At 68.9% G+C, this 20199-nt stretch carries 19 protein-coding genes; 10 read left to right on the top strand and 9 right to left on the bottom strand.

Annotated features, from left to right (window positions below):
- Positions 1-3 precede the first annotated feature (3 nt).
- The gene (purM, locus tag AX709_RS02120) at positions 4-1113 is read left to right on the top strand and encodes a phosphoribosylformylglycinamidine cyclo-ligase (RefSeq protein ID WP_066546303.1); all 1110 of its coding nucleotides are present in this window, start codon (positions 4-6) and stop codon (positions 1111-1113) included.
- The gene (gene purN / locus AX709_RS02115; protein WP_066546301.1) at positions 1106-2062 is read left to right on the top strand and encodes a phosphoribosylglycinamide formyltransferase; all 957 of its coding nucleotides are present in this window, start codon (positions 1106-1108) and stop codon (positions 2060-2062) included. Before purM ends, purN begins: the two co-directional genes overlap by 8 nt.
- On the opposite strand, the gene AX709_RS02110 is transcribed toward purN, so the two are convergent.
- From AX709_RS02110 to AX709_RS02095, 4 genes are all read right to left on the bottom strand, one after another.
- Positions 2059-2736: a hypothetical protein gene (locus tag AX709_RS02110; protein ID WP_066546299.1), complete on the bottom strand. Its 678-nt coding sequence runs from the start codon at positions 2734-2736 to the stop codon at positions 2059-2061. The two genes, purN and AX709_RS02110, sit on opposite strands and share 4 nt — an antisense overlap.
- A gap of 153 nt (positions 2737-2889) precedes the next feature.
- Positions 2890-3312 (bottom strand): nucleoside-diphosphate kinase, encoded by a 423-nt coding sequence (ndk, locus tag AX709_RS02105; RefSeq protein WP_066479869.1) that lies wholly within the window; start codon positions 3310-3312, stop codon positions 2890-2892.
- 92 nt (positions 3313-3404) lie between these two features.
- Positions 3405-3845, bottom strand: coding sequence for a DNA polymerase III subunit chi (locus AX709_RS02100; protein WP_066480202.1), 441 nt, complete (start codon positions 3843-3845; stop codon positions 3405-3407).
- A gap of 212 nt (positions 3846-4057) precedes the next feature.
- Entirely contained in the window at positions 4058-5533 is a 1476-nt protein-coding gene (locus AX709_RS02095) for a leucyl aminopeptidase (protein WP_066546296.1), read from the bottom strand.
- 208 nt (positions 5534-5741) lie between these two features.
- On the opposite strand from AX709_RS02095, the gene AX709_RS02090 reads away from it, so the two are divergent.
- From AX709_RS02090 to AX709_RS02070, 5 genes are all read left to right on the top strand, one after another.
- On the top strand, positions 5742-7982 hold the full coding sequence (locus tag AX709_RS02090) for an LPS-assembly protein LptD (RefSeq protein WP_066546294.1): 2241 nt from the start codon (positions 5742-5744) through the stop codon (positions 7980-7982).
- 87 nt (positions 7983-8069) lie between these two features.
- Positions 8070-9416 carry a peptidylprolyl isomerase gene (locus AX709_RS02085; protein ID WP_066479872.1) on the top strand — a complete coding sequence of 449 codons (1347 nt, stop codon included), beginning with the start codon at positions 8070-8072 and terminating at the stop codon, positions 9414-9416.
- Between the two features lie 22 nt (positions 9417-9438).
- Positions 9439-10434: a 4-hydroxythreonine-4-phosphate dehydrogenase PdxA gene (gene pdxA / locus AX709_RS02080; RefSeq protein WP_156454111.1), complete on the top strand. Its 996-nt coding sequence runs from the start codon at positions 9439-9441 to the stop codon at positions 10432-10434.
- Between the two features lie 2 nt (positions 10435-10436).
- Positions 10437-11267, top strand: coding sequence for a 16S rRNA (adenine(1518)-N(6)/adenine(1519)-N(6))-dimethyltransferase RsmA (rsmA, locus tag AX709_RS02075; protein WP_066546291.1), 831 nt, complete (start codon positions 10437-10439; stop codon positions 11265-11267).
- Positions 11268-11389: 122 nt separating this feature from the next.
- Positions 11390-11650: a hypothetical protein gene (locus AX709_RS02070; protein WP_066546289.1), complete on the top strand. Its 261-nt coding sequence runs from the start codon at positions 11390-11392 to the stop codon at positions 11648-11650.
- Between the two features lie 79 nt (positions 11651-11729).
- Here the strand turns inward: AX709_RS02070 and AX709_RS02065 are convergent, their stop codons facing one another.
- From AX709_RS02065 to AX709_RS02050, 5 genes are all read right to left on the bottom strand, one after another.
- On the bottom strand, positions 11730-12242 hold the full coding sequence (locus AX709_RS02065; RefSeq protein WP_066479878.1) for a hypothetical protein: 513 nt from the start codon (positions 12240-12242) through the stop codon (positions 11730-11732).
- 35 nt (positions 12243-12277) lie between these two features.
- Positions 12278-13462, bottom strand: a complete 1185-nt coding sequence (locus AX709_RS02060; RefSeq protein WP_066546288.1) for an RsmB/NOP family class I SAM-dependent RNA methyltransferase — start codon at positions 13460-13462, stop codon at positions 12278-12280.
- Positions 13459-13611, bottom strand: coding sequence for a hypothetical protein (locus AX709_RS18460; protein WP_156437734.1), 153 nt, complete (start codon positions 13609-13611; stop codon positions 13459-13461). The genes AX709_RS02060 and AX709_RS18460 overlap by 4 nt, the downstream gene beginning before the upstream one ends.
- Positions 13612-13620: 9 nt before the next feature.
- Entirely contained in the window at positions 13621-15078 is a 1458-nt protein-coding gene (gene guaB, locus AX709_RS02055; protein ID WP_066546285.1) for an IMP dehydrogenase, read from the bottom strand.
- A gap of 642 nt (positions 15079-15720) precedes the next feature.
- Positions 15721-16536, bottom strand: a complete 816-nt coding sequence (locus AX709_RS02050; RefSeq protein WP_066546283.1) for an HpcH/HpaI aldolase/citrate lyase family protein — start codon at positions 16534-16536, stop codon at positions 15721-15723.
- A gap of 59 nt (positions 16537-16595) precedes the next feature.
- Between AX709_RS02050 and AX709_RS02045 the strand changes: the two genes are divergently transcribed.
- From AX709_RS02045 to AX709_RS02035, 3 genes are all read left to right on the top strand, one after another.
- Entirely contained in the window at positions 16596-17585 is a 990-nt protein-coding gene (locus AX709_RS02045; RefSeq protein WP_066546282.1) for an SPFH domain-containing protein, read from the top strand.
- On the top strand, positions 17582-18028 hold the full coding sequence (locus AX709_RS02040; protein ID WP_066546280.1) for an NfeD family protein: 447 nt from the start codon (positions 17582-17584) through the stop codon (positions 18026-18028). Before AX709_RS02045 ends, AX709_RS02040 begins: the two co-directional genes overlap by 4 nt.
- Positions 18029-18282: 254 nt before the next feature.
- Positions 18283-20091, top strand: a complete 1809-nt coding sequence (locus tag AX709_RS02035) for a DUF885 domain-containing protein (RefSeq protein ID WP_082731583.1) — start codon at positions 18283-18285, stop codon at positions 20089-20091.
- The last annotated feature ends 108 nt before the right edge of the window (positions 20092-20199 follow it).

Genomic DNA, 20199 nt, shown 5'->3' with positions numbered 1-20199 from the left:
GCAATGACCGATCCCGATCCCGCTGACACCCCCTATACCTATGCCCAGGCCGGGGTCTCGATCGCCGCCGGCAACGCGCTGGTCCGCGCGATTGCCCCTCTGGCGCGCGCCACCCGCCGCGCCGGGGCCGATGCCGATCTGGGCGGCTTCGGCGGGATTTTCGATCTCAAGGCGTGCGGCTTCACCGATCCGCTGCTGGTTGCCGCCAATGACGGGGTCGGCACCAAGCTCAAGCTCGCGATCGACAGCGGCCGCCACGACGGCGTCGGCATCGATCTCGTCGCGATGTGCGCCAACGACCTGATCGTCCAGGGGGCGGAGCCGCTGTTCTTTCTCGACTACTACGCCAGCGGCAAACTCGACAATGCGGTCGCCGAACGCGTGATCGCGGGCATCGCGGAGGGGTGCCGTCAGGCCGGATGCGCGCTGATCGGCGGCGAGACGGCCGAGATGCCCGGCATGTATGCCGATGGCGACTATGACCTCGCCGGCTTCTGCGTCGGCGCGGTCGAGCGCGACCGGCTGCTCGACGGGCGACGGATCGCGCCGGGCGACGTCATCCTGGGCCTCGCCTCGACCGGGGTTCATTCCAACGGCTTCTCGCTCGTCCGCCGCCTCGCCGCCGATCGCGGCTGGAAGCTCGATCGCCCCGCGCTGTTCGATCAGGACGTGCTGCTGATCGACGCGCTGATGGCGCCGACGCGCATCTATGTGCGCAGCCTGTTGCCGCTGGTGCGCGCGGGGCGGATCAACGGCCTCGCGCACATCACCGGCGGCGGGCTGCTTGAGAATGTGCCGCGCGTCCTCCCCGCTGGCTGCCACGCGCGCATCGACGCCGATCGCTGGCCGCTGCCGCGCCTGATGGCATTCCTGCAGGCACAGGGCCGCATCGAGCCCGAGGAGATGGCGCGCACCTTCAACTGCGGGATCGGCATGGTTGCGATCGTCACCGTCGACACGGCCGACGCGATCGCCGCCGAGCTGACCGCGGCGGGCGAGACGGTGTTCACGCTCGGCGAGGTGGCGGCTGGCGAGCGCGGCTGTACGGTCACGGGCAGCGCGGAGACGTGGAGCGCGCGCGCGCCCTGGACCGCGACGCACGTGCATGGCTGATCGTGCGCGTCTGGGCGTTCTGATCTCGGGACGCGGGTCGAACATGGCGGCGCTGCTCTACGCCTCGCGCGCGGCCGATTGCTCCTTTGCCCTCGCGCTGGTCGCCAGCAACGACCCGGACGCAGCGGGCCTGACGCTTGCGGCCGCGGAGGGCATCGCCACCTTCGCGTTGAGCCACAAGGGAATGGCGCGCGCCGATTTCGACGCGCGGATCGACGCGGCGCTGCGCGAAGCCGGCGTCACCCATGTCGCGCTCGCCGGCTATATGCGGCTGCTGTCGCCCGAATTTGTCGAACGCTGGGCCGGACGGATGGTCAACATCCACCCGTCTTTGCTCCCTGCTTACAAGGGGCTGCACACGCACGAACGCGCACTGGCGGCGGGCGACAGCCATGGCGGCTGTTCGGTTCACCTCGTCACTGCCGAACTGGATGACGGCCCGGTGTTGGGCCAGACGCCCGTCGCGATCCTGCCGGGTGACACTGCCGAATCCCTGGCAGCGCGCGTGCTAATCGCCGAGCATCAGCTATATCCGCGCATCCTCGCCGATTGGGTGCGCGCCGGGCAGCCTGCCGACGATCCGCTGAGCCGTGTACGCGAGCTGTCGCTGGCGCTGCCCGAAGCGCGCGAGAAGCTGTCGCACGGCGCGCCGGGCTTCTTCGTCGAGGGCGGGAAGTTCTTCGCCTATTTCTCCGCCGACCATCACGGCAACGGCATCACCGCGGTGCTGGTGCGCACCAGCGGGGTCGAGGAACAGGCGATGCTGATCGAACGCGATCCCGCGCTCTACTATCGCCCGCCCTATCTGGGGCCGTCGGGCTGGATCGGCGTGCGGCTCGACACCGGCGACACCGACTGGGCGCATGTCGGCGAATGGCTGGCGCGCAGCTGGCGGCTGGCCGCGCCGAAACGGCTCACCCGGCTGATGGATGTCGCCGACGCATTCTAGACCGTCGTCGCCGACGACGATGCGGCCACGCCGCCGTGGCGGCTGTCCTCGTAAATCTGCCAGTCCGGGGCCGTGGAATCGAGCGCCTTGAACAGAAGCGTCCATGGCGGCGGACACGGATTGCCCTTGAACCAGAACTGCACGAATTTCTGCACGTCGGGGCGGTCGCGATTTCGGTAGATCCAGCGCAACTCGGCTCCGGTGACCGTCCGGATCTTGTCGGTCGCCGAATGCTTGAATTCGTTGTTCGGGCTTTGCGGCTTACCCGGAACCTTGAAGTTCTTGTTGACGACTTCGTCGAGGTTCAGCCCGTCCAGGATGAAGTGTACACCGATCCCGGCCTCGACATAGTGATTGAGCGCGTTTTTCGATTTCAGCCGAAACTGGGCGTTCGACTTGGGCGTGCCCGGGCTCGCCGACCCACCGGAATAGACGGCATGATATTTGGGATGCCGCTCCAGGCTGTCGAGATACGCGGTGTTCTGTGCCAGCCGGGCGTCGGAAAATTTGTCCAGGCCAGATCGCTGGTCGGTGAGCTGACGGACCGTCACGACGCTGTCCGCGGTCGTCGCTTTTGCCACCGACTTCGCCTTCTGAAAGGCGGCGATCGCCTCGTTGATGCCGAAGATAAAGTCGCCCGGTCGATAGGGCTCCCAAGGATCGTTGAAGGGCATCGCCGGACCTAACGCGTAACGCTTGATGGTCCTGCGATGCTAGGCCCGGGCGGCCAATCCTGGCAAGCCGGCACGATGCCAAATCGGTGACTTTCAATGCCGGGTCCCCGACACGACCGCGCCGGCAGCGAACCGGCGCGGCGATACGCGGAATCAGCCGACAATGTCTTCCGGCTTGAAGAACTGCGCGATTTCCATCGCGGCGTTCTCGTCCGAATCCGAACCATGGACGCTGTTGGCCTCGATCGACTCGGCATAGAGCTTGCGGATCGTGCCTTCGGCCGCGTTCTCGGGGTTGGTCGCACCCATCACCTCGCGGTTGCGCGCGACCGCATTCTCGCCTTCCAGCACCTGGACGACGACGGGGCCCGAGGTCATGAACGCAACCAGGTCGGCAAAGAACGGCCGTTCCTTGTGCACGCCATAGAATTTCTCGGCCTGCGCGCGGCTCATGCGGATGCGGCGCGACGCGACGACCCGCAGGCCCGCATCCTCCAGCAGCTTGGTGATCGCACCGGTGAGGTTGCGGCGGGTGGCATCGGGCTTGATGATCGAAAAGGTCCGGGTGGCGGCCATGGCCGTTCGGGCTCCTGTCTTGATGGGGAATGGGAAAGTCGCGGCTCCCTAGTCGCGGGCCGGCAAAGATGCAAGCGCCGCCCGCTTGGCGCTCAAGCCGCCTGCTCCCAGCGTCCGTGCGCGTTCTGCTTCCAGTAACGCCGCTCGACGCCATCGCGCGTCGCCAGCGCCTTCCACGCCGCGCGCGATTCGGCGATGGTCGCGTCGTCGAAGAAGTGGAACGCGCGCGCGAACCCCAGCGCCTCGTCGCGCCAGTGCCCGTCGGCGATTGCGACATGCCCCGCCGGATCGGGCGCCGCAATCGCCGCGCGGATCAGGATCGGCTGGCGGGCATCGTCCATCGCGCCGGCGATCGCATGGGGCAGGAAGCTTTCCGCCGACCAGGTCCACAGGAACCGGTCGATCGCGGCGCGCTGCTCCGCGTCGCCCGCCACGATCTCCAGCCGGCCACCATCGGCCAGCACCTTCTCGGCGATGCGCGGCAGCACCGCGTCGAGCGGCTGGCGGGTCAGGTGGTAGAAATCGACCTTCACGCCGCCATGTCCCACACCACCCGCCGAACCTTAGACGGTGACGAATAATGGCAATTGTCGCGAGACACAGCCCATTTTTCCCCGTCACCCCGGCCCTGAGCCGGGGTCCCGCTATCTGATCCGCCGCAAGAAACAGCGGGGCCCCGGGTCAAGCCCGGGGAGACGGGTAATCCGGGCCTCACATCGATCAAGCGCGCATTCCGGGCAAACGCTCAACGCTCGAAATGATCGGCGACGAACCGGTCGAGCAGACGCACGCCATAGCCGGTCGCGCCCTTGTCATGCGTCGCGCCGGGCTTGTCCGCCCACACCATGCCCGCAATGTCGAGATGCGCCCAGCGCACGCCGACATCGACGAAGCGCTGGATGAACTGTGCCGCCGTGATCGACCCCGCGCCGCGCGGGCCGACATTCTTCATGTCCGCGATCGGCGAATCGAGCAGCTTGTTGTACGCATCCCCCAGCGGGAAGCGCCACAACAGGTCGCCGGTCGCCCTGCCCGCCGCCAGCAACTGATCGGCCAGCGCATCGTCATTGGCGAACAGCCCGCCATGCTCATGCCCCAGCGACACGATCATCGCGCCGGTCAGCGTGGCAAGGTCGACGATCGTGCCCGGCCGGTAATTGCGCTGGACCCAGGTCAGCACGTCGCACAGCACCAGCCGCCCCTCGGCATCGGTGTTGATGACTTCGATCGTCTGGCCCGACATCGACGTGACTACATCGCCGGGGCGCTGCGCATTGCCGTCGGGCATGTTCTCAACCAGGCCGACGACGCCGATCACGTTCGCGCGCGCCTTGCGCAGCGCCAGCGCGCGCATCGCGCCCGCGACTGCGCCCGCGCCGCCCATGTCCCACTTCATGTCTTCCATGCCGGCCGCTGGCTTGATCGAGATGCCGCCGGTGTCGAAGGTCACGCCCTTGCCGACCAGCGCGACATCGGGATTGCCGCCATCGCCGCGTCCATCCCAGTGCATCGCCAGCAGCCGTGCGCCGCGCACCGATCCCTGCGCCACGCCCAGCAGCGCACCCATGCCCAGCTCGCGCATCGCCGCATCGTCGAGCACGGTCAGCGTCACGCCCAGCTCGGCCAGGCCGCTGCACCGTTCGACGAAGCTTTCGGGATACAGGATGTTGGCGGGCTCCGTCACCAGCGCGCGGGTGAACAGCAGCCCCTGGGTCACCGCGTCGCGATGCGCCCATTCGGCCGCCGTCCCGTCGGGCGTGCCGACCATCGTCACCGTCGCCAGCGTCGGGCGCTGACGCTCGCTCAGCGTGGTGCGATAGACATCGTAGCGCCAGCCGCGCTGGACTGCGGCAGCGGCGAAGCGCGCGATGCCCGCCGCGCTGAGCATCGACGCGACGCCCGACCAGTCGACCGCCAGTGCGGTATGGCCCGACACCAGATAGCGACCGACCAGCGCGCCGGCCGCGCGCTCCAGCTCGCCCTCCTGCCCCTCGCCGATGCCCAGGATCACCAGCCGCTGCACCGCCTCGCCGTCCGGCAGCACCAGCTCGACCAGGCTGCCCGGATCGCCGTCGAAGCGCGCGCCCTCCAGCGCGGCGTTCACCAGCTTGTGATTGGCGGCGGCGATTGCGCGGAGCGCGAGCTCGGCGGCGCGCGCCTTCAGGACGGGGACGACCACCACCGCGGCGGCGGGGATGACGGTGGCCAGTTCGATATTCATGCGCGATCTTTCTGTTATCGTTCGGTCCATGGGCGGCACCGCGGCGTGCCGCGCGGCGTCGTCCGGCAGATCTCGGCATCTAGGCCCCGACCGCCCGGGGCGCAACGCCGCGACCGCTTGCGATTGCGGAATGCGGTGACCGGTGCGATAGGACGCGACCGTCACTGGCGCGCTCCTCCGCCCGAGCGCATAGAAGAGGTTGGTCGAGGTGAAGCGTAACGCCCTGATCCTGTTCGGCGCGTTTTCGCTGTTCGCCACCGGCGGTGCCGCTGCCCAGGACCTGTCCGACCGCCCGGTCGCGCCGCCGACCGCCGCCGACATCGCCCAGTCGGATGCGGAGGAAGAGATCCTGTTCTCCGCCGACGAGCTTGAATATGACAGCGAAGGCGACATCGTCGTCGCGCGCGGCGACGTGCGGCTCAGCCGCGCCGGCAACCGGCTGCGCGCCGACCGGGTGCGCTGGGACCGCAAATCGGGTCAGGTCGTCGCCGACGGCAACATCGCGGTCACCAATCCCGAAGGCGACGTGGCCTATGGCGACCGCATCGAACTGACCGACACGCTGCGCGACGGCATGGTCGAAAACATGCTCGTCGTGCTTGATCAGGGCGGGCGGATCGCGGCGGAACGCGGCACGCGCTCGGACGGCGGCGTCGTGACGGTCGAGCGCGCGGCCTATACCCCGTGCGCGGTAACCTCGAACGAGGGTTGCCCGAAGGAGCCGTCGTGGAAGATCACGGCGGTCCGCGTCGTCTATGATCCCGCGCGCCACCGCATCCGCTATTATGGCGCGCGCCTGTCGATCTTCGGCTTCGCCACGCTGCCGCTGCCGGCCTTCTCGCATCCGGTCGGCGATTTCAGCGACAATGGCGTGCTCGCGCCCCAGATCCGGCTCGATCGCGTCAACGGCCTCGAAATCGCGGTGCCCTATTATTTCAACCTGTCGCCCAACCGCGACCTGACGCTCACGCCCCACCTGTTCACCGACTCGCTGCCGCTGCTGGAGGGCGAATATCGCGCGCTGACCGACCGGGGCGCCTATCGCGTGCGCGGTTACGCAACCTACAGCCGGCAGAGCGACGATCGTGGCCCCGGCGGCGGGCTGGTCGACAGCGATCAGCAGTTCCGCGGCTATATCGACGGCAACGGGCGGTTTCAGCTCGACCCGCGCTGGAGCATCGCCGGCACGCTGCGCGTTGCGACCGACCGCACCTTCCTGCGCCGCTACGACATTTCGCGCGACGACCGGCTGCGCAGCTTCTTCAATGTCGAGCGGATCGATCGCGACAGCTATTTCGCGATCAACGGCTGGGCGGTCCAGACGCTGCGCCTCGGCGATACCCAGTCGCTCCAGCCGATCGCGCTGCCGGAAATCGAATATCGGCGCCGCATCGCCGACCCGCTGCTGGGCGGCGTCATCCGCATCAACGCCAGCACGCTCGCGCTTGCCCGCGCCGATGGGCAGGATACCCAGCGCGCCTTCGCCTCCGCGCAATGGGACCTGCGCCGGGTCAGCAACTGGGGGCACGACATCACGCTCACCGGTCTGGTGCGCGGCGACCTCTACAACAGCGACGATGTGCTGACGACGTTGGTCGAAAGCTATCGCGGTCGCGACGGTTTCCAGGCACGCGGGATCGCGCTCGCCGCGCTCGACGTCATATGGCCGTTCATCGGCGCGGCGCTGGGCGGGACCCAGCGGATCACGCCGCGCGTCCAGCTGGTCGTCGCGCCGCGCATCCGCAATTTCCAGATCCCGAACGAGGATTCGCGCGCCATCGACCTTGAGGACGTCAACCTGTTCTCGCTCAACCGCTTCCCCGGCTATGACCGGTTCGAGGATTCGTCGCGCGTCACCTATGGCGTCGAATATGCGCTCAGCCTGCCCGGCGTGGCGATCGACGCCAATGTCGGGCAAAGCTATCGGCTGAACAACCGCACCGCGATCCTGCCCGAGGGCACCGGGCTCAGCGACCGATTGTCGGACATCGTCGGGCGCACCGACGTCCGCTTCCGCGACTTCGTGTCGCTGACCCACCGCTATCGGCTCGACAAGGACAATCTGGCCGTGCGCCGCAACGAGGTCGACGCGACCGTCGGCTCGCGCAAGACCTATGTGCTGCTCGGCTATCTCCGGCTCAACCGCGATATCGCGACGACGGGCGAGGATCTTCAGGATCGCGAGGAAGCCCGGGTCGGCGCGCGCGTCGCCTTTGCCGGCTTCTGGTCGCTGTTCGGATCGGCGACGGTCGACCTGACCGACCGCAACGAGGACACGCTGTCGCCGTCGGACGGTTTCCAGCCGGTGCGGCACCGGCTTGGCTTCGCCTATGAGGATGACTGCCTCAAACTTGGCCTGACCTGGCGTCGCGACTATCAGGATTTGGGTGACGCGCGGCGCGGCAACAGCTATCTGCTGACGCTGGAATTGAAGAATCTCGGGCGGTAAGCCCCGGTTCAGCCGCAATTGTGAAAGATATGCGGCACGCAGTGGCCGGCGCCCGTGACGCCGGAGAGAAAGATTGATCGGGTGAAGATGAACATCGACGTTTGGAAGCGCGGCCTTGTGCGCTTCGCCATGACCGCAGCGCTCGCCACGACCGGCGCGGCCGCACTCGCCACCCAGGATGGCGGCGACAGCGCCGCCGGGCTGAACATCCCGGAGGGGCTCCAGATCTTCGGCAAGCAGGATCCCAACATCCGCAAGCCGACCGCGATCGTCAATCGCGCGGTCATCACCGGGACCGATGTCGACCACCGCGTCAACATGATCGTCGCGCTGAACCAGATCAATCTGTCGGCGCAGGAGCGCGACCAGCTTCGCCTTCAGGTGCTGCGCAGCCTGATCGACGAGACGCTGCAGATCCAGGAAGCCGCCGCCAACGAGATCACGATCACGCCGACGGAAATCGCGCAGGGCTTTGCCCGCATCTCGCGCAATTTCGGGCGCTCGCCCGATCAGATGCGCGAATATCTGCGCAGCGTCGGCTCCTCCGAACGCTCGATGGTCCGCCAGATCGAGGGCGAGCTGGCGTGGAACCGCCTGCTCGGCCGCCAGGTCCAGCCCTTCGTCAATGTCGGCGAGGAGGAAGTGAAGTCGGTGCTCGAACGCCTCGAAGCCTCCAAGGGCTCCGAGGAGTTCCACCTCAAGGAAGTCTATCTCTCCGCCACGCCCGAGCGCGCGGACGAGGTTTACGCCGCGGTCCAGCAGATGCTCGAACAGATGCGCGGCGGCGCGCCCTTCGAATATTTCGCGCGCACCTATTCGGAGGCGTCGACCAAGGCGGTGAACGGCGATCTCGGCTGGGTGCGCCCCGGCATGCTCCCGTCGCAGCTGTCCGACGCGGCGCAGCGGATGCAGATCGGCCAGGTCGCCGGCCCGATCGAGGTGCCGGGCGGCTTCTCGCTGCTTTACCTCGTCGACAAGCGCAAGGTGCTGACCGCGGACCCGCGCGACGCGCGGCTGAGCCTGCGCCAGATGACCATCCGCTTCCCCGCCGGCACCACCCAGGCGCAGGCGACCGATCGCGCGGCCGCCTTTGCCCAGGCGACGCAGCAGATCCGCGGTTGCGGCAATGTCGGCGCGGTGGCCCAGGACCTCGGTGCCGAGGTCGTCGACAATGATTCGGTGCGCGTGCGCGATCTGCCGCCCGCGCTTCAGGAGATCATGCTCCAGCTTCAGGTCGGCCAGGCAACGCCGCCCTTCGGCACCCCGGACGAGGGTGTGCGCGTGCTCGTGCTGTGCGGCCGCGACGATCCGCGCAGCGCCGGCCTGCCGTCGATGGAGCAGATGCAGGCGTCGATGGAGCAGGAACGCGTCAATCTGGTCGCCCAGCGCAAGCTGCGCGACCTGCGCCGCGACGCGATCGTCGAGTATCGCTGACGATGGCCGGGGGCCGTCGACGGTGACCCCGCCGCTGGCGATCTCGATGGGCGATCCGGCGGGCATCGGCCCGGAGGTGATCGCCAAGGCCTGGGCTCGGCGTGAAACCGAACGCCTCCCGCCCTTCGTGGCGGTGGGCGATCCGCGCGCGATCGAACGCGTGTGGCGCGGCCCGATCGCGCGGATCGACACGCCGGGCGAAGCGGCCGCCATCTTCGACGGCGCGCTGCCGGTCGTGGCGGTGACCGACGCGGGCGACATTACCCCCGGCCATCCCGATCCCGCCGGCGCGATCTGCGCGCTGCAATCGCTCGAAATGGCGGTCGGGCTGACCCGCTCGGGCGCGGCGGCCGCGGTCGTTACCGGCCCGGTCGCCAAGGCGCAGCTCTACGCGATCGGCTTCACCCATCCCGGCCAAACCGAATTCGTCGCCGAACGCTGCGGCGTCGCGGCGGAGAATGCGGTGATGATGCTCGCCGGTCCGACGCTGCGCGTCGTGCCGGTCACCACCCATGTGCCGCTGGCCGCGGTGCGCGATCTGCTGACCATCGATCTGGTCGTCAACAAGGCCCGCGCCGCCGCGCGCGGGCTGACGCGCAATTTCGCGATCGAACGGCCGCGCCTCGCCTTTGCCGGCTTCAATCCGCATGCGGGCGAAGCCGGTGCGCTCGGGCGCGAGGAGATCGAGATCCTGATGCCCGCCATCCACGCGCTCCAGGCCGACGGGATCGATGCGGTCGGTCCGTTCGCCGCCGACACCATGTTCCACGCCCGCGCGCGTGGCGGCTATGACGTCGCGATCTGCTGCTATCACGATCAGGCGCTGATCCCGCTCAAGACGCTGCATTTCGACGAGGGCGTCAACATGACGCTCGGGCTGCCGATCGTCCGCACCTCGCCCGATCACGGCACCGCGTTCGACCTGGCCGGCACCGACCGTGCCGAACCCGGTGCGATGATCGCGGCGATCCGGCTGGCGGCCGAAGCGGCCGCGCACCGCGCCGAAGCCGCCGCCTGACCATGTCGCCGCCAACATTGCCACCCTTGCGCGATGTCATCCGCGCGCACGGGCTTCAGGCCAGCCGCGCGCTCGGCCAGAATTTCCTGTTCGATGCCCAGCTGCTCGCGCGCATCGCCGCCATCCCGGGCGATCTGGCCGGCCAGCCGGTGCTGGAGGTCGGCCCCGGTCCCGGCGGCCTCACCCGCGCGCTGCTGGCGGCCGGCGCACAGGTCACCGCGATCGAGCGCGATTCGCGCTGCATTCCGGCGCTTGCCGAACTCGCCGTCGCCTATCCCGGCAAATTGCGGGTGATCGAGGGGGATGCCTTGGCGATCGACCATGCCGGGCTGTTCGACGCCCCGCCGCACATCGTCGCCAACCTGCCCTATAATATCGGCACCGCCCTGCTGGTCGGCTGGTTGTCGGCACCGTGGCGCCCGTGGTGGCAGACGCTGACGCTCATGTTCCAGCGCGAGGTCGCCGACCGCATCGTCGCGCCGGTGGGTGGCGACGCCTATGGCCGGCTGGCGGTCCTGTCCCAGTGGCGCAGCACCGCGCGCATCGCGATGCCGGTCCATCGCTCCGCCTTCACCCCGCCGCCCAAGGTGATGTCGGCAGTCGTCCATCTCGCACCCACCGACGCGCCGCCCGGCGTCGCGCTCGCCGACCTGGAACGCCTCACCGCCGCCGCCTTCGGCCAGCGCCGCAAGATGCTGCGCCAGAGCCTGAAGCCGGTTCCCGGCGCGCTCGCGGCACTCGACACGCTCGGCATCGATCCGACGCGACGGGCGGAGACGGTCAGCGTGGCCGACTTCGTCGAAATTGCACGGGTGCTCGCGAAGCAGGGCTAGCACGGACCCTTTCTCCCACCCTCGCCATTGGCCAGACCGGGAATAAGCCGTAAGCATTAAACGCGGTCTGTCGGCAAGCGACCCCGTTTCGGACATTGGCAGTATCGTGAGAAAACCGGGTGATGATCGAACACATCTACCTGCAACCTAGCGAGCAGATGCCGCAAATGACCGACGAAGACGCTTGGCTCATCATCGAGGCGAGCGACGACGGTCGGTTTTTCGGAACGGGCTACGGCTTCAAGGCGTCGGGTGAGGGTGTTTTCTACGTCTCTCTGCCCGAAAGCGACACGACGCTGAAAGCGGCGCTAGCCGCAGCTACAGATTGGGCAGAAGATCGTGGCGTTTCGCGCATCTGCGTGCAGACTAGTCCAGTTTTGTAAGCGTCAGCTAACCACCCAGTTCCGACCGCCCAGCACTGACGCCGAAAGCGGTCGTTTAGGGGTTCACGACCTAGTCTGCTCAGTTCTTCGCCGGCGCCGGCACCACCGGCGGCTTCACCGCATCCGCCGTCTGGGTCGTGGCCGGTCCCTTGGCGATCGCGGCGGCGAGGCCGGTCGCCTGCGGGCATTCGGCCGCGCAGAGCGCCTTGACCTTGGCCAGGTTCTCGCGCGCCCGCGCCAGAGCGCCCTTGGCGACCATCGCCTCGCCCTGCCCGGCCAGCGCGGCGATATCGTTGGGCTCGAGCAGCAGCGCCTCGCGATAGAAGCGGATCGCCTTGCCCGGCAGACCGCGTGCCTGCGCGATCTCGGCCAGCGCGACATAGGCCTGGCGGTTGCGCGGGTCGACGACCAGCGCGGTCTCCAGGAAATCGGTCGCCCCGTCCAGATTGCCGGCCGCCTTCGCTTGCTTGCCCTGTTCGAGCAGCGCCACCGACCGCGCATCGATCTGGTCGTCGGGGCGCTGGCCGCTCAGCGACGTCGATACGCACAACAGGGTCAGGGCAGCGGCGGCGGAAACCGAAATCAAACGCATTATCGTCTCCAGCAACGAACTCGGGCGTGCGGCAGTCATGGCGCGATCAACCTGGCCACAAAAAAGCCGTCTGTCGAATGTGCGTTCGGCGACAGGCGAAGTCCAGTCCCCCTCGCGTCACCCACCGCCATGTCGGGGCGCTCGGCGCGCCAGCCCTCGTGCCGCGCCAGGAACGCATCGGCCTGATCCGCGCCCTCGGCATCCAGCACCGAGCAGACGACGTGGATCACCGCCCCGCCCGGCCGCACCAACGTCGCGGCAAGATCGAGCAAGCGCGCCTGCACCTCGACCAGTCGCGCCAGCCGGTCGGGTGTCAGCCGCCAGCGTGCCTCTGGGTTGCGCCGCCACGTCCCGGTGCCCGAGCATGGCGCGTCGACCAGCACCAGGTCGGCCCCGCCGGTCAGGTCGTCCAGCGCCGCCGCCTCGCGCCCGGGATCGAGCAGCCGCGGCTCGGCGATCGTCACGCCCGCACGCACCGCACGCGGGGCCAGCCGGCCCAACCGCCCGCGATCGGTGTCGCTGGCGATGATCCGCCCCGCATTCGCCATCGCCGCCGCCAGCGCCAGCGTCTTGCCGCCAGCGCCCGCGCACAGGTCGACCACCGTCATTCCAGGCGCGGCGCCACAGCCGAGCGCGACGTGCTGCGATCCCGCATCCTGCACCTCGAACGCGCCCTGCGCCCAGCCGGGATGATCCTCGACCCGGCTGTCGGGCGGCAGGCGCAGGCCGTGCGCCAGCCCCTCGATCGGCACCGCGCCCGGAAGCTCGGCCAGCACCGCCGCCACCTCGCCGCGCAACGCATTGACGCGAATGTCGAGCGGCGCGCGGTCGAGCAGCGCCGCCTGTGCGGACTTGTCGAGCCCCGACGCGGCCAGCCGCTTGACCAGCCAGGCGGGTGCGACGCCCGCCACTGCCGCCTCTTCGCCCGCTTCGATCGCTGCGGGGGCATGGCCCTCCGCGCCGAAATGCGTGCGCAACTCCGCGTCATCCGCCGCCAGCGCGAGCATCGCCGCGCGCCCGCTCGCCGGCCGCGCGCCCAGCAGCCGGATCGCACGATAGACCAGCTCGCGTACCGCGCGACGGTCCTTCGACCCGGCATAGCGGCGCTCGGCGAAATAGCGCGCGATCAGCGTGTCGGCCGCCGCGCCCTGATCGCGCGCGGCGGCGATGATCGCGTCGAGCAGCTCGATTGCGGCCTGGGTGCGCGCCTGTGGCGTCATGGCTCGCCGTCCCGCTCGCGTTCCAGCGCGCGTCCTTCCTCAAGCTTCGCCCGCGCGTTGCGATAACGCACGCGGAACAGGCGGATGCGGAACAGGATGTAAAGGCTGGCGAGCGCGACGATCAGCCCGATTTTCTGGGTATCGGTCAAACCATCGGCCTAGCGCGTCGGATAATTGGGCGCCTCGCGCGTGATCGTCACGTCATGGACGTGGCTTTCGCGCAGGCCCGCGCCGGTGATCCGCACGAAACGCGCCTTGTCGCGCAGCTCAGTCAGGGTGCGCGCGCCGGTATAGCCCATCGCCGCCTTCACCCCGCCCACCAGCTGATGGATGACGTCGCGCGCCGGGCCCTTGTACGGCACCTGCCCCTCGATCCCCTCGGGCACCAGCTTCAACTGGTCCTTGATGTCCTGCTGGAAATAGCGGTCGGCCGATCCGCGCGCCATCGCGCCGACCGATCCCATGCCGCGATAGCTCTTGTAGGCGCGGCCCTGGTACAGGAACGTCTCGCCCGGCGCTTCCTCGGTCCCGGCCAGCAGCGATCCGATCATCACCGATCCCGCACCCGCCGCCAGTGCCTTGGCGACGTCGCCCGATGTGCGGATACCGCCATCGGCGATCACCGGCACGCCCGATTTGGCCGCTTCATTGGCGGCGTCCATCACCGCGGTCAGCTGTGGCACGCCGACGCCCGCGACGACGCGCGTGGTACAGATCGACCCCGGCCCGATGCCGACCTTGATCCCGTCCGCGCCCGCGTCGATCAGCGCGCGGGTCGCCGCACCCGTCGCGACATTGCCCGCGATCACCTGCACCGAATTGGACAGCGTCTTCACCCGCTCGACCGCGCGCGCGACGTCGCGGTTGTGGCCGTGCGCGGTGTCGATGACGATCAGGTCGACCTGCGCGTCGACCAGCGCCTCGGTGCGCTCAAACCCCTTGTCGCCCACCGTCGTCGCCGCCGCGACGCACAGCCGCCCCGCGCCGTCCTTGGTCGCTTCGGGATAGAGCACCGCCTTCTCGATGTCCTTGACGGTGATCAGGCCGATGCAGCGATAGGCGTCGTCGACCACCAGCAGCTTTTCGATGCGGCGCTGATGGAGCAGCCGGCGCGCCTCGTCCTGCGTCACGCCCGCCGATACGGTCGCCAGGTTATGGTGCGTCATCAGCTCGCTGACCGGCTGGGCCGGGTTTTCGGCAAAACGCACGTCGCGGTGCGTCAGGATGCCGACCAGCTTGCCGCCCGCCTCGACCACCGGGATGCCGCTGATCCGGTGGCGCTGCATCAGCTCCTGCGCCTGCGCCAGCGTCGCATCCGGGGTGATGGTGATCGGGTTGACCACCATGCCGCTTTCGAAGCGCTTGACCTGGCGGACGGCGGCCACCTGTTCCTCGATCGACAGATTGCGGTGCAGCACGCCAATGCCGCCCAGCTGCGCCATCACGATTGCCATGTCGGCCTCGGTCACCGTGTCCATCGCCGACGACAGCACCGGGATATTGAGCGCCAGGTCGCGCGTCACGAAGGTGCGCGTGTCCGCCTGGCTCGGCAGCACCTCCGATTCCGCCGGGTACAGCAGCACGTCGTCGAAAGTGAGGCCGAGGGGAATGTCCATGAAGGTGCCGTATCGCCTGAGTCGAGGATTGGCGGCCCATGTAACCGCGCCCGTCGGAATGCGCCAGTGGGGCGGAGGGCAAGGTGTGTGCGCCCCGTCGCACCGTTCGTTTCGAGCCCCTCCGACTGCCTACAGGGCAGACGCTCAGGATAAACGTCCGCCACAGGCGGAAGTCGAGAAACGCTGCTCTGGGTGAGGCGCATGAAGCCTGGACCTTCCCGTCACCCCGGCCTTCGTGCCGGGGTCCACGGTGCCGCAAAGCGCCGTCGCTCGACGGTTGGAGCCGAGCCAATGCACGGGGGCAAAGGGCGCGCGCCGAAGATGGGCCAGCGCGGGTTGCGTGGTGGACCCCGGCACGAGGCCGGGGTGACGAGGAAGGGAGTGGCTGGGTTTTCCGATCATTCCCTTTCCCGGTCAGCCTCTCAGGATGAGCGGCTCAGATCACTTGCGGATCATGGGGCTCAAAGGCCCCCGGCAAGCGGGAGGGAGCAGGCACTGTCCTACACGCCCGTCGCCTGCCAGGCTCGCGCAATGGCCTTTCCGCGCCCTGCCCCTCGCTTCAACGATCGGGCCGCCGCACCCCCAGGACGTAAACCTCGCACAGCCCGCAACTTCCGCAACTTCGCCCCGCGCCGGGACGCTTCAACCGTCCGCCCGCGCGATCAGCGCGCGCGCTTGTTCGACATGCATCGCCTCGATCATCCGGTCGCGAAAGCGTTGCGCGCCGCCGCTTGCCGCCGCCACGAGTGCCCGCGCATCGGCCAGCTCGGCCTCGGTCGGCCCGAACGCCGCCGCCGCCACGTCGATCTGGCCGGGATGGATCAGCGTCTTGCCGTCAAAGCCGAAGCTGCGCCCCTCGCGGCATTCGGCGGCCAGCCCTTCGGGATCGTCGAGCGCATTGAACACGCCGTCCAGCGCCCACACGCCGCTCGCGCGCGCCGCCAGCACGATCGCCTGGAGCGCCAGCGTCAGCCCCGCGCGCCCGCTGCCCGGCGGCATCCCCCCGAGCGGCATCCCGAGCGTCGCCATCAGGTCGTTGGTCCCCGCGATCAGCCCGGCGACGGCGGGCATCGCGGCGATCGCCGGCGCGTCGAGCACGCCGCGCGGCGTCTCGATCATCGCCAGCACCGGCTTGTCGCCGAACGGCACGACCACGTCGCCCTCGACCTTGGGCAGGACGATGAACGCCGCGGGCGAGGCCATGACCGCATCGACATCCGCCGACCAGGCCGGATGGCCGGTGCCGTTGACCCGGATCGCCACCCGCTTGCCGGCCAGTTCTCCCGCCACCGCCGTCACGGCGGCGTCGCGCGCGCGGTCCTTGTCCGCCTCCGCCACCGCATCCTCCAGATCGAGGATGATGAGGTCGGGGCGCAGCGTCGCCGCCTTGGCGATCGCGCGCGGATTGGACGCGGGCAGAAACAGCGCGGTGCGCGGGGCGAGTATGGGTGCGTTCATCCTTTCCCCATGCTAGCACGGCACCCGGATGCCAAGTGCGACGATCGGGGGAATGCGGGATGCTTGAAACTTTGCTCGGTTTGGTGGTGCTGCTGGTGCTCGGCTATCTGTTCGCCAGCATCAAGATCGTCCGCCAGGGCTATCACTATACCATCGAACATTTCGGCCGCTTCACCGGCGTCGCCCAGCCGGGGTTCAACTTCTACCCCGCCTTTTTCTACCGCGTCGGGCGCAAGGTGAACATGATGGAGCAGGTGATCGACATTCCTGGGCAGGAGATCATCACCCGCGACAATGCGATGATCTCGACCGACGGCGTCGTCTTCTTCCAGGTGCTGGATGCGCCCAAGGCAGCGTACGAAGTCTCCGACCTCTATGTCGCGCTGATGCAGCTGACCACCACCAACCTGCGCACCGTCATGGGCTCGATGGACCTCGACGAAACGCTGTCGAAGCGCGACGAGATCAACGCGCGGCTGCTCTCCGTCGTCGATCACGCGACCACGCCCTGGGGGGTCAAGATCACCCGCGTCGAGATCAAGGACATCCGGCCGCCCGCCGACATCGTCAACGCGATGGGCCGCCAGATGAAGGCCGAGCGCGAAAAGCGCGCCAACATCCTGGAGGCGGAAGGCACGCGCGCGTCGGAAATTCTGCGCGCCGAGGGGCAGAAGCAGGCGCGCATCCTCGAATCCGAAGGGCGCAAGGAGTCGGCCTTCCGCGACGCCGAAGCGCGCGAGCGCGCCGCCGAGGCCGAAGCGAAAGCGACCCGGCTGGTGTCCGAGGCGATCGAGCAGGGCTCAGCCCAGGCGATCAATTACTTCATCGCCCAGAAATATGTCGACGCGGTCGGCAAGTTCGCCACCTCGCCCAACGCCAAGACGATCCTGTTCCCGGTCGAGGCGACGCAGCTGATCGGCACGCTTGGCGGCATCGGCGAGATCGCCCGCGACGCGCTCGGTACCCCGCCCGCCCCGCCGCCCGCACCCAGGCCGCCCCGGCGTGTCGGTCCCTTTGCGATGCCGGGGGCGGAGGACGCGCCTGAATGAGCGAACCATGGATCGTCTGGGCGATCGTCGCGGTCGTGCTCGGCGCGACCGAATTGCTGCTGCCCGGCGTGTTCCTCGCCTTTGCCGCGCTCGCTGCGGCGATCACCGCGATCCTGGCCGGGGTGCTGCCCGGGCTCGGGCTGGGCGGACAGCTGCTCAGCTTCGGGGCCTGGACAGCCGTAACGGTGCTGATCGGCCGACGCTGGTATCGCGACTATCCGGTCGCCACGACGGACCCGCTGCTCAATGACCGCGCCGCCCGGCTGGCGGGCGCGAGCGCCATCGTCGCCGAAGCGATCGTCGCGGGCGAAGGCCGGGTGCGGATCGGCGACGGCGAATGGCCGGCGCGCGGCCCCGACGCCCCGGTCGGCACACGGATGCGGGTGATCGCGATCGAACAAGGTGTCGCCCGGGTCGAGCCTGAACCCCCGGCCCTTTCCTGAGAATCAGACCGAAATTGCCCTGCTCGCTTCCCTTCCACCCCGATCGTCGCCCCGGCCCCGTGCCGGGGTCCACCGTGACGCTCAGCGGAATGCGCGTAGTGGTGGGCTCAGACGGTGCCGCAGGGCGTGGCGCGACGCCAAGGTCAGACGTCCGTGCGTCTTGCACGATGGACCCCGGCACGAGGCCGGGGTGACGGCCGGTCAAGAAATCGGCCAAACTTAAACCCACACCACCACACCTACCGGAGACGATGATGCCCGCCCTTTCCCGCCGCCAGTTGCTCGCCGGTGCCGGCTCCGCCGCCTTTGTCGCGGCCTTTCCCGATCTGGCACTGGCCCGCACCGATCGTGCGGCCGCCCTCGCCGACGATCTCGCCGAATCCTATCTGCGCCTGTCGCCCGGATCGGCGACCGGGCTCGGCATCGACCGGGGCGCGCGTGCCGCGCTCAAGTCGCGGATGGAGGACAGGTCGTTTGCCGGCGTCGCCGCCGAACGCGCCTGGCTGAAGGATGCGCTCGGCCGCATCGACGCCGTGCTGCCGCAGGCGCGGGGCGAGACGGCCAAGACACTCGACATCGCGCAGACCGCCTATGCCACCGCGCTGGAAGGCTATGGCTTCGGTTATGGCGATGTCGCGATCGGCGGTTGGCGCAACGGCCCCTATCCTGTCGCGCAGAATATGGGTGCGTATCTCGACGCGCCCAAATTCCTCGACGCCAGCCACGTGATCGAGAATGCGGCCGACGCCGACGCCTATCTGGCGCGCCTGTCCGCGATTCCCGCGCAGCTCGACGGTGAAACCGAACGCCTGCGCGCCGCACGCGGCATGGGCGTGGTCGCCCCCGACTTCATCCTCGCCAAGACCCTGGCGGCGATGCGATTGACCCGGGGCGAAGCCGCCGGCCAGTCGCTGCTCGTCACCTCGCTGCGCGATCGCACCCGGTCGCTGTCCGGCGACTGGGCCGCGCGCGCCGAGCGGATCGTCACTGCCGACATCCAACCCGCACTCGACCGCCAGCTCGCCGAGCTTGAGCGCCATGCCGCGATCGCCAAGTCCGACGCCGGCATGTGGGCGCGGCCCCAGGGCGACGCCTATTATGCCTGGGCGTTGCGCGCCGCCTCCACCACCCGCATGACGCCCGACGAGGTGCATGACGAGGGCAATCGCCAGCTCACCGAACTGCATGGCGAGATGGACGCGATCCTGAAGGGGCTGGGCTATGCCGACGGTTCGGTCGGCGCGCGGATGCTCGCGCTCGCCAAGGACCCGCGTTTCACCTTTGCCGAGGGCGATCCGGGCCGTGCCGAGATCATGGCGTTCATCCGCCAGCGCATCGATGATCTGCGCCCGCGCCTGCCGGGTGCGTTCCGCACGCTGGTCCGGGGCAATGTCGAGGTGAAGCGGATCGCGCCGGCTGAGGAAATCGGCGCGCCGGGGGCGTATGGCGGCGCGGGGTCGATCGACGGCACGGTGCCGGGGCGCTTCTGGATCAACCTGCGCTCGACCGACATGCATACCCGCTTCAGCCTGCCGACGCTGACCTATCATGAAGCGATCCCCGGCCATGTCTGGCAGGGCGAATATGCCAACCGCCTGCCGCTGCTCCGCACGCTGATGGGCTTCAGCGCCTATTCCGAAGGGTGGGCGCTCTATGCCGAACAGATCGCCGGCGAGCTGGGTGTCTATGACGGCGATCAGGTCGGGCGGCTCGGCTATCTCGCCTCGATGGCGTTCCGCGCCGCGCGCATGGTGGTCGACACCGGCATCCACGCGAAGCGCTGGGACCGCGACAAGGCACGCGCCTGGTTCGCGGAGGCGACCGGCGACACGATCGACGGCGTGACCAGCGAGATCGACCGCTACTGCGTGTGGCCGGGCCAGGCGTGCGGCTACAAGATCGGCCATACCGAGATCAATCGCCAGCGCCGCAAGGCCCAAGCCGCGCTCGGCACGCGCTTCGACGTCCGCGACTTCAACGATCTGGTGGTCGCCGGCGGCGGCCGCCCGCTGCTGGTCGTCGAGCGCGACGTCGACGCGTTCATCGCAAGCCGGCAGGCGTGACGGCTCAGGCGCCATACCCGGCCGACCGTCACCCCGGCCTCGTGCCGGGGTCCACTTCGCCACCCGCACTCGTCTCGAACGTTGCGCGACACCCCACCGGCACCGCTT

It is taken from the genome of Sphingomonas sp. CCH15-F11, from assembly GCF_001557005.1.
Taxonomy (GTDB): domain Bacteria; phylum Pseudomonadota; class Alphaproteobacteria; order Sphingomonadales; family Sphingomonadaceae; genus Sphingomonas.
The sequence above is the reverse complement of the archived record's forward strand: the minus strand, read 5'-3'. Positions and strand labels throughout refer to the sequence as shown.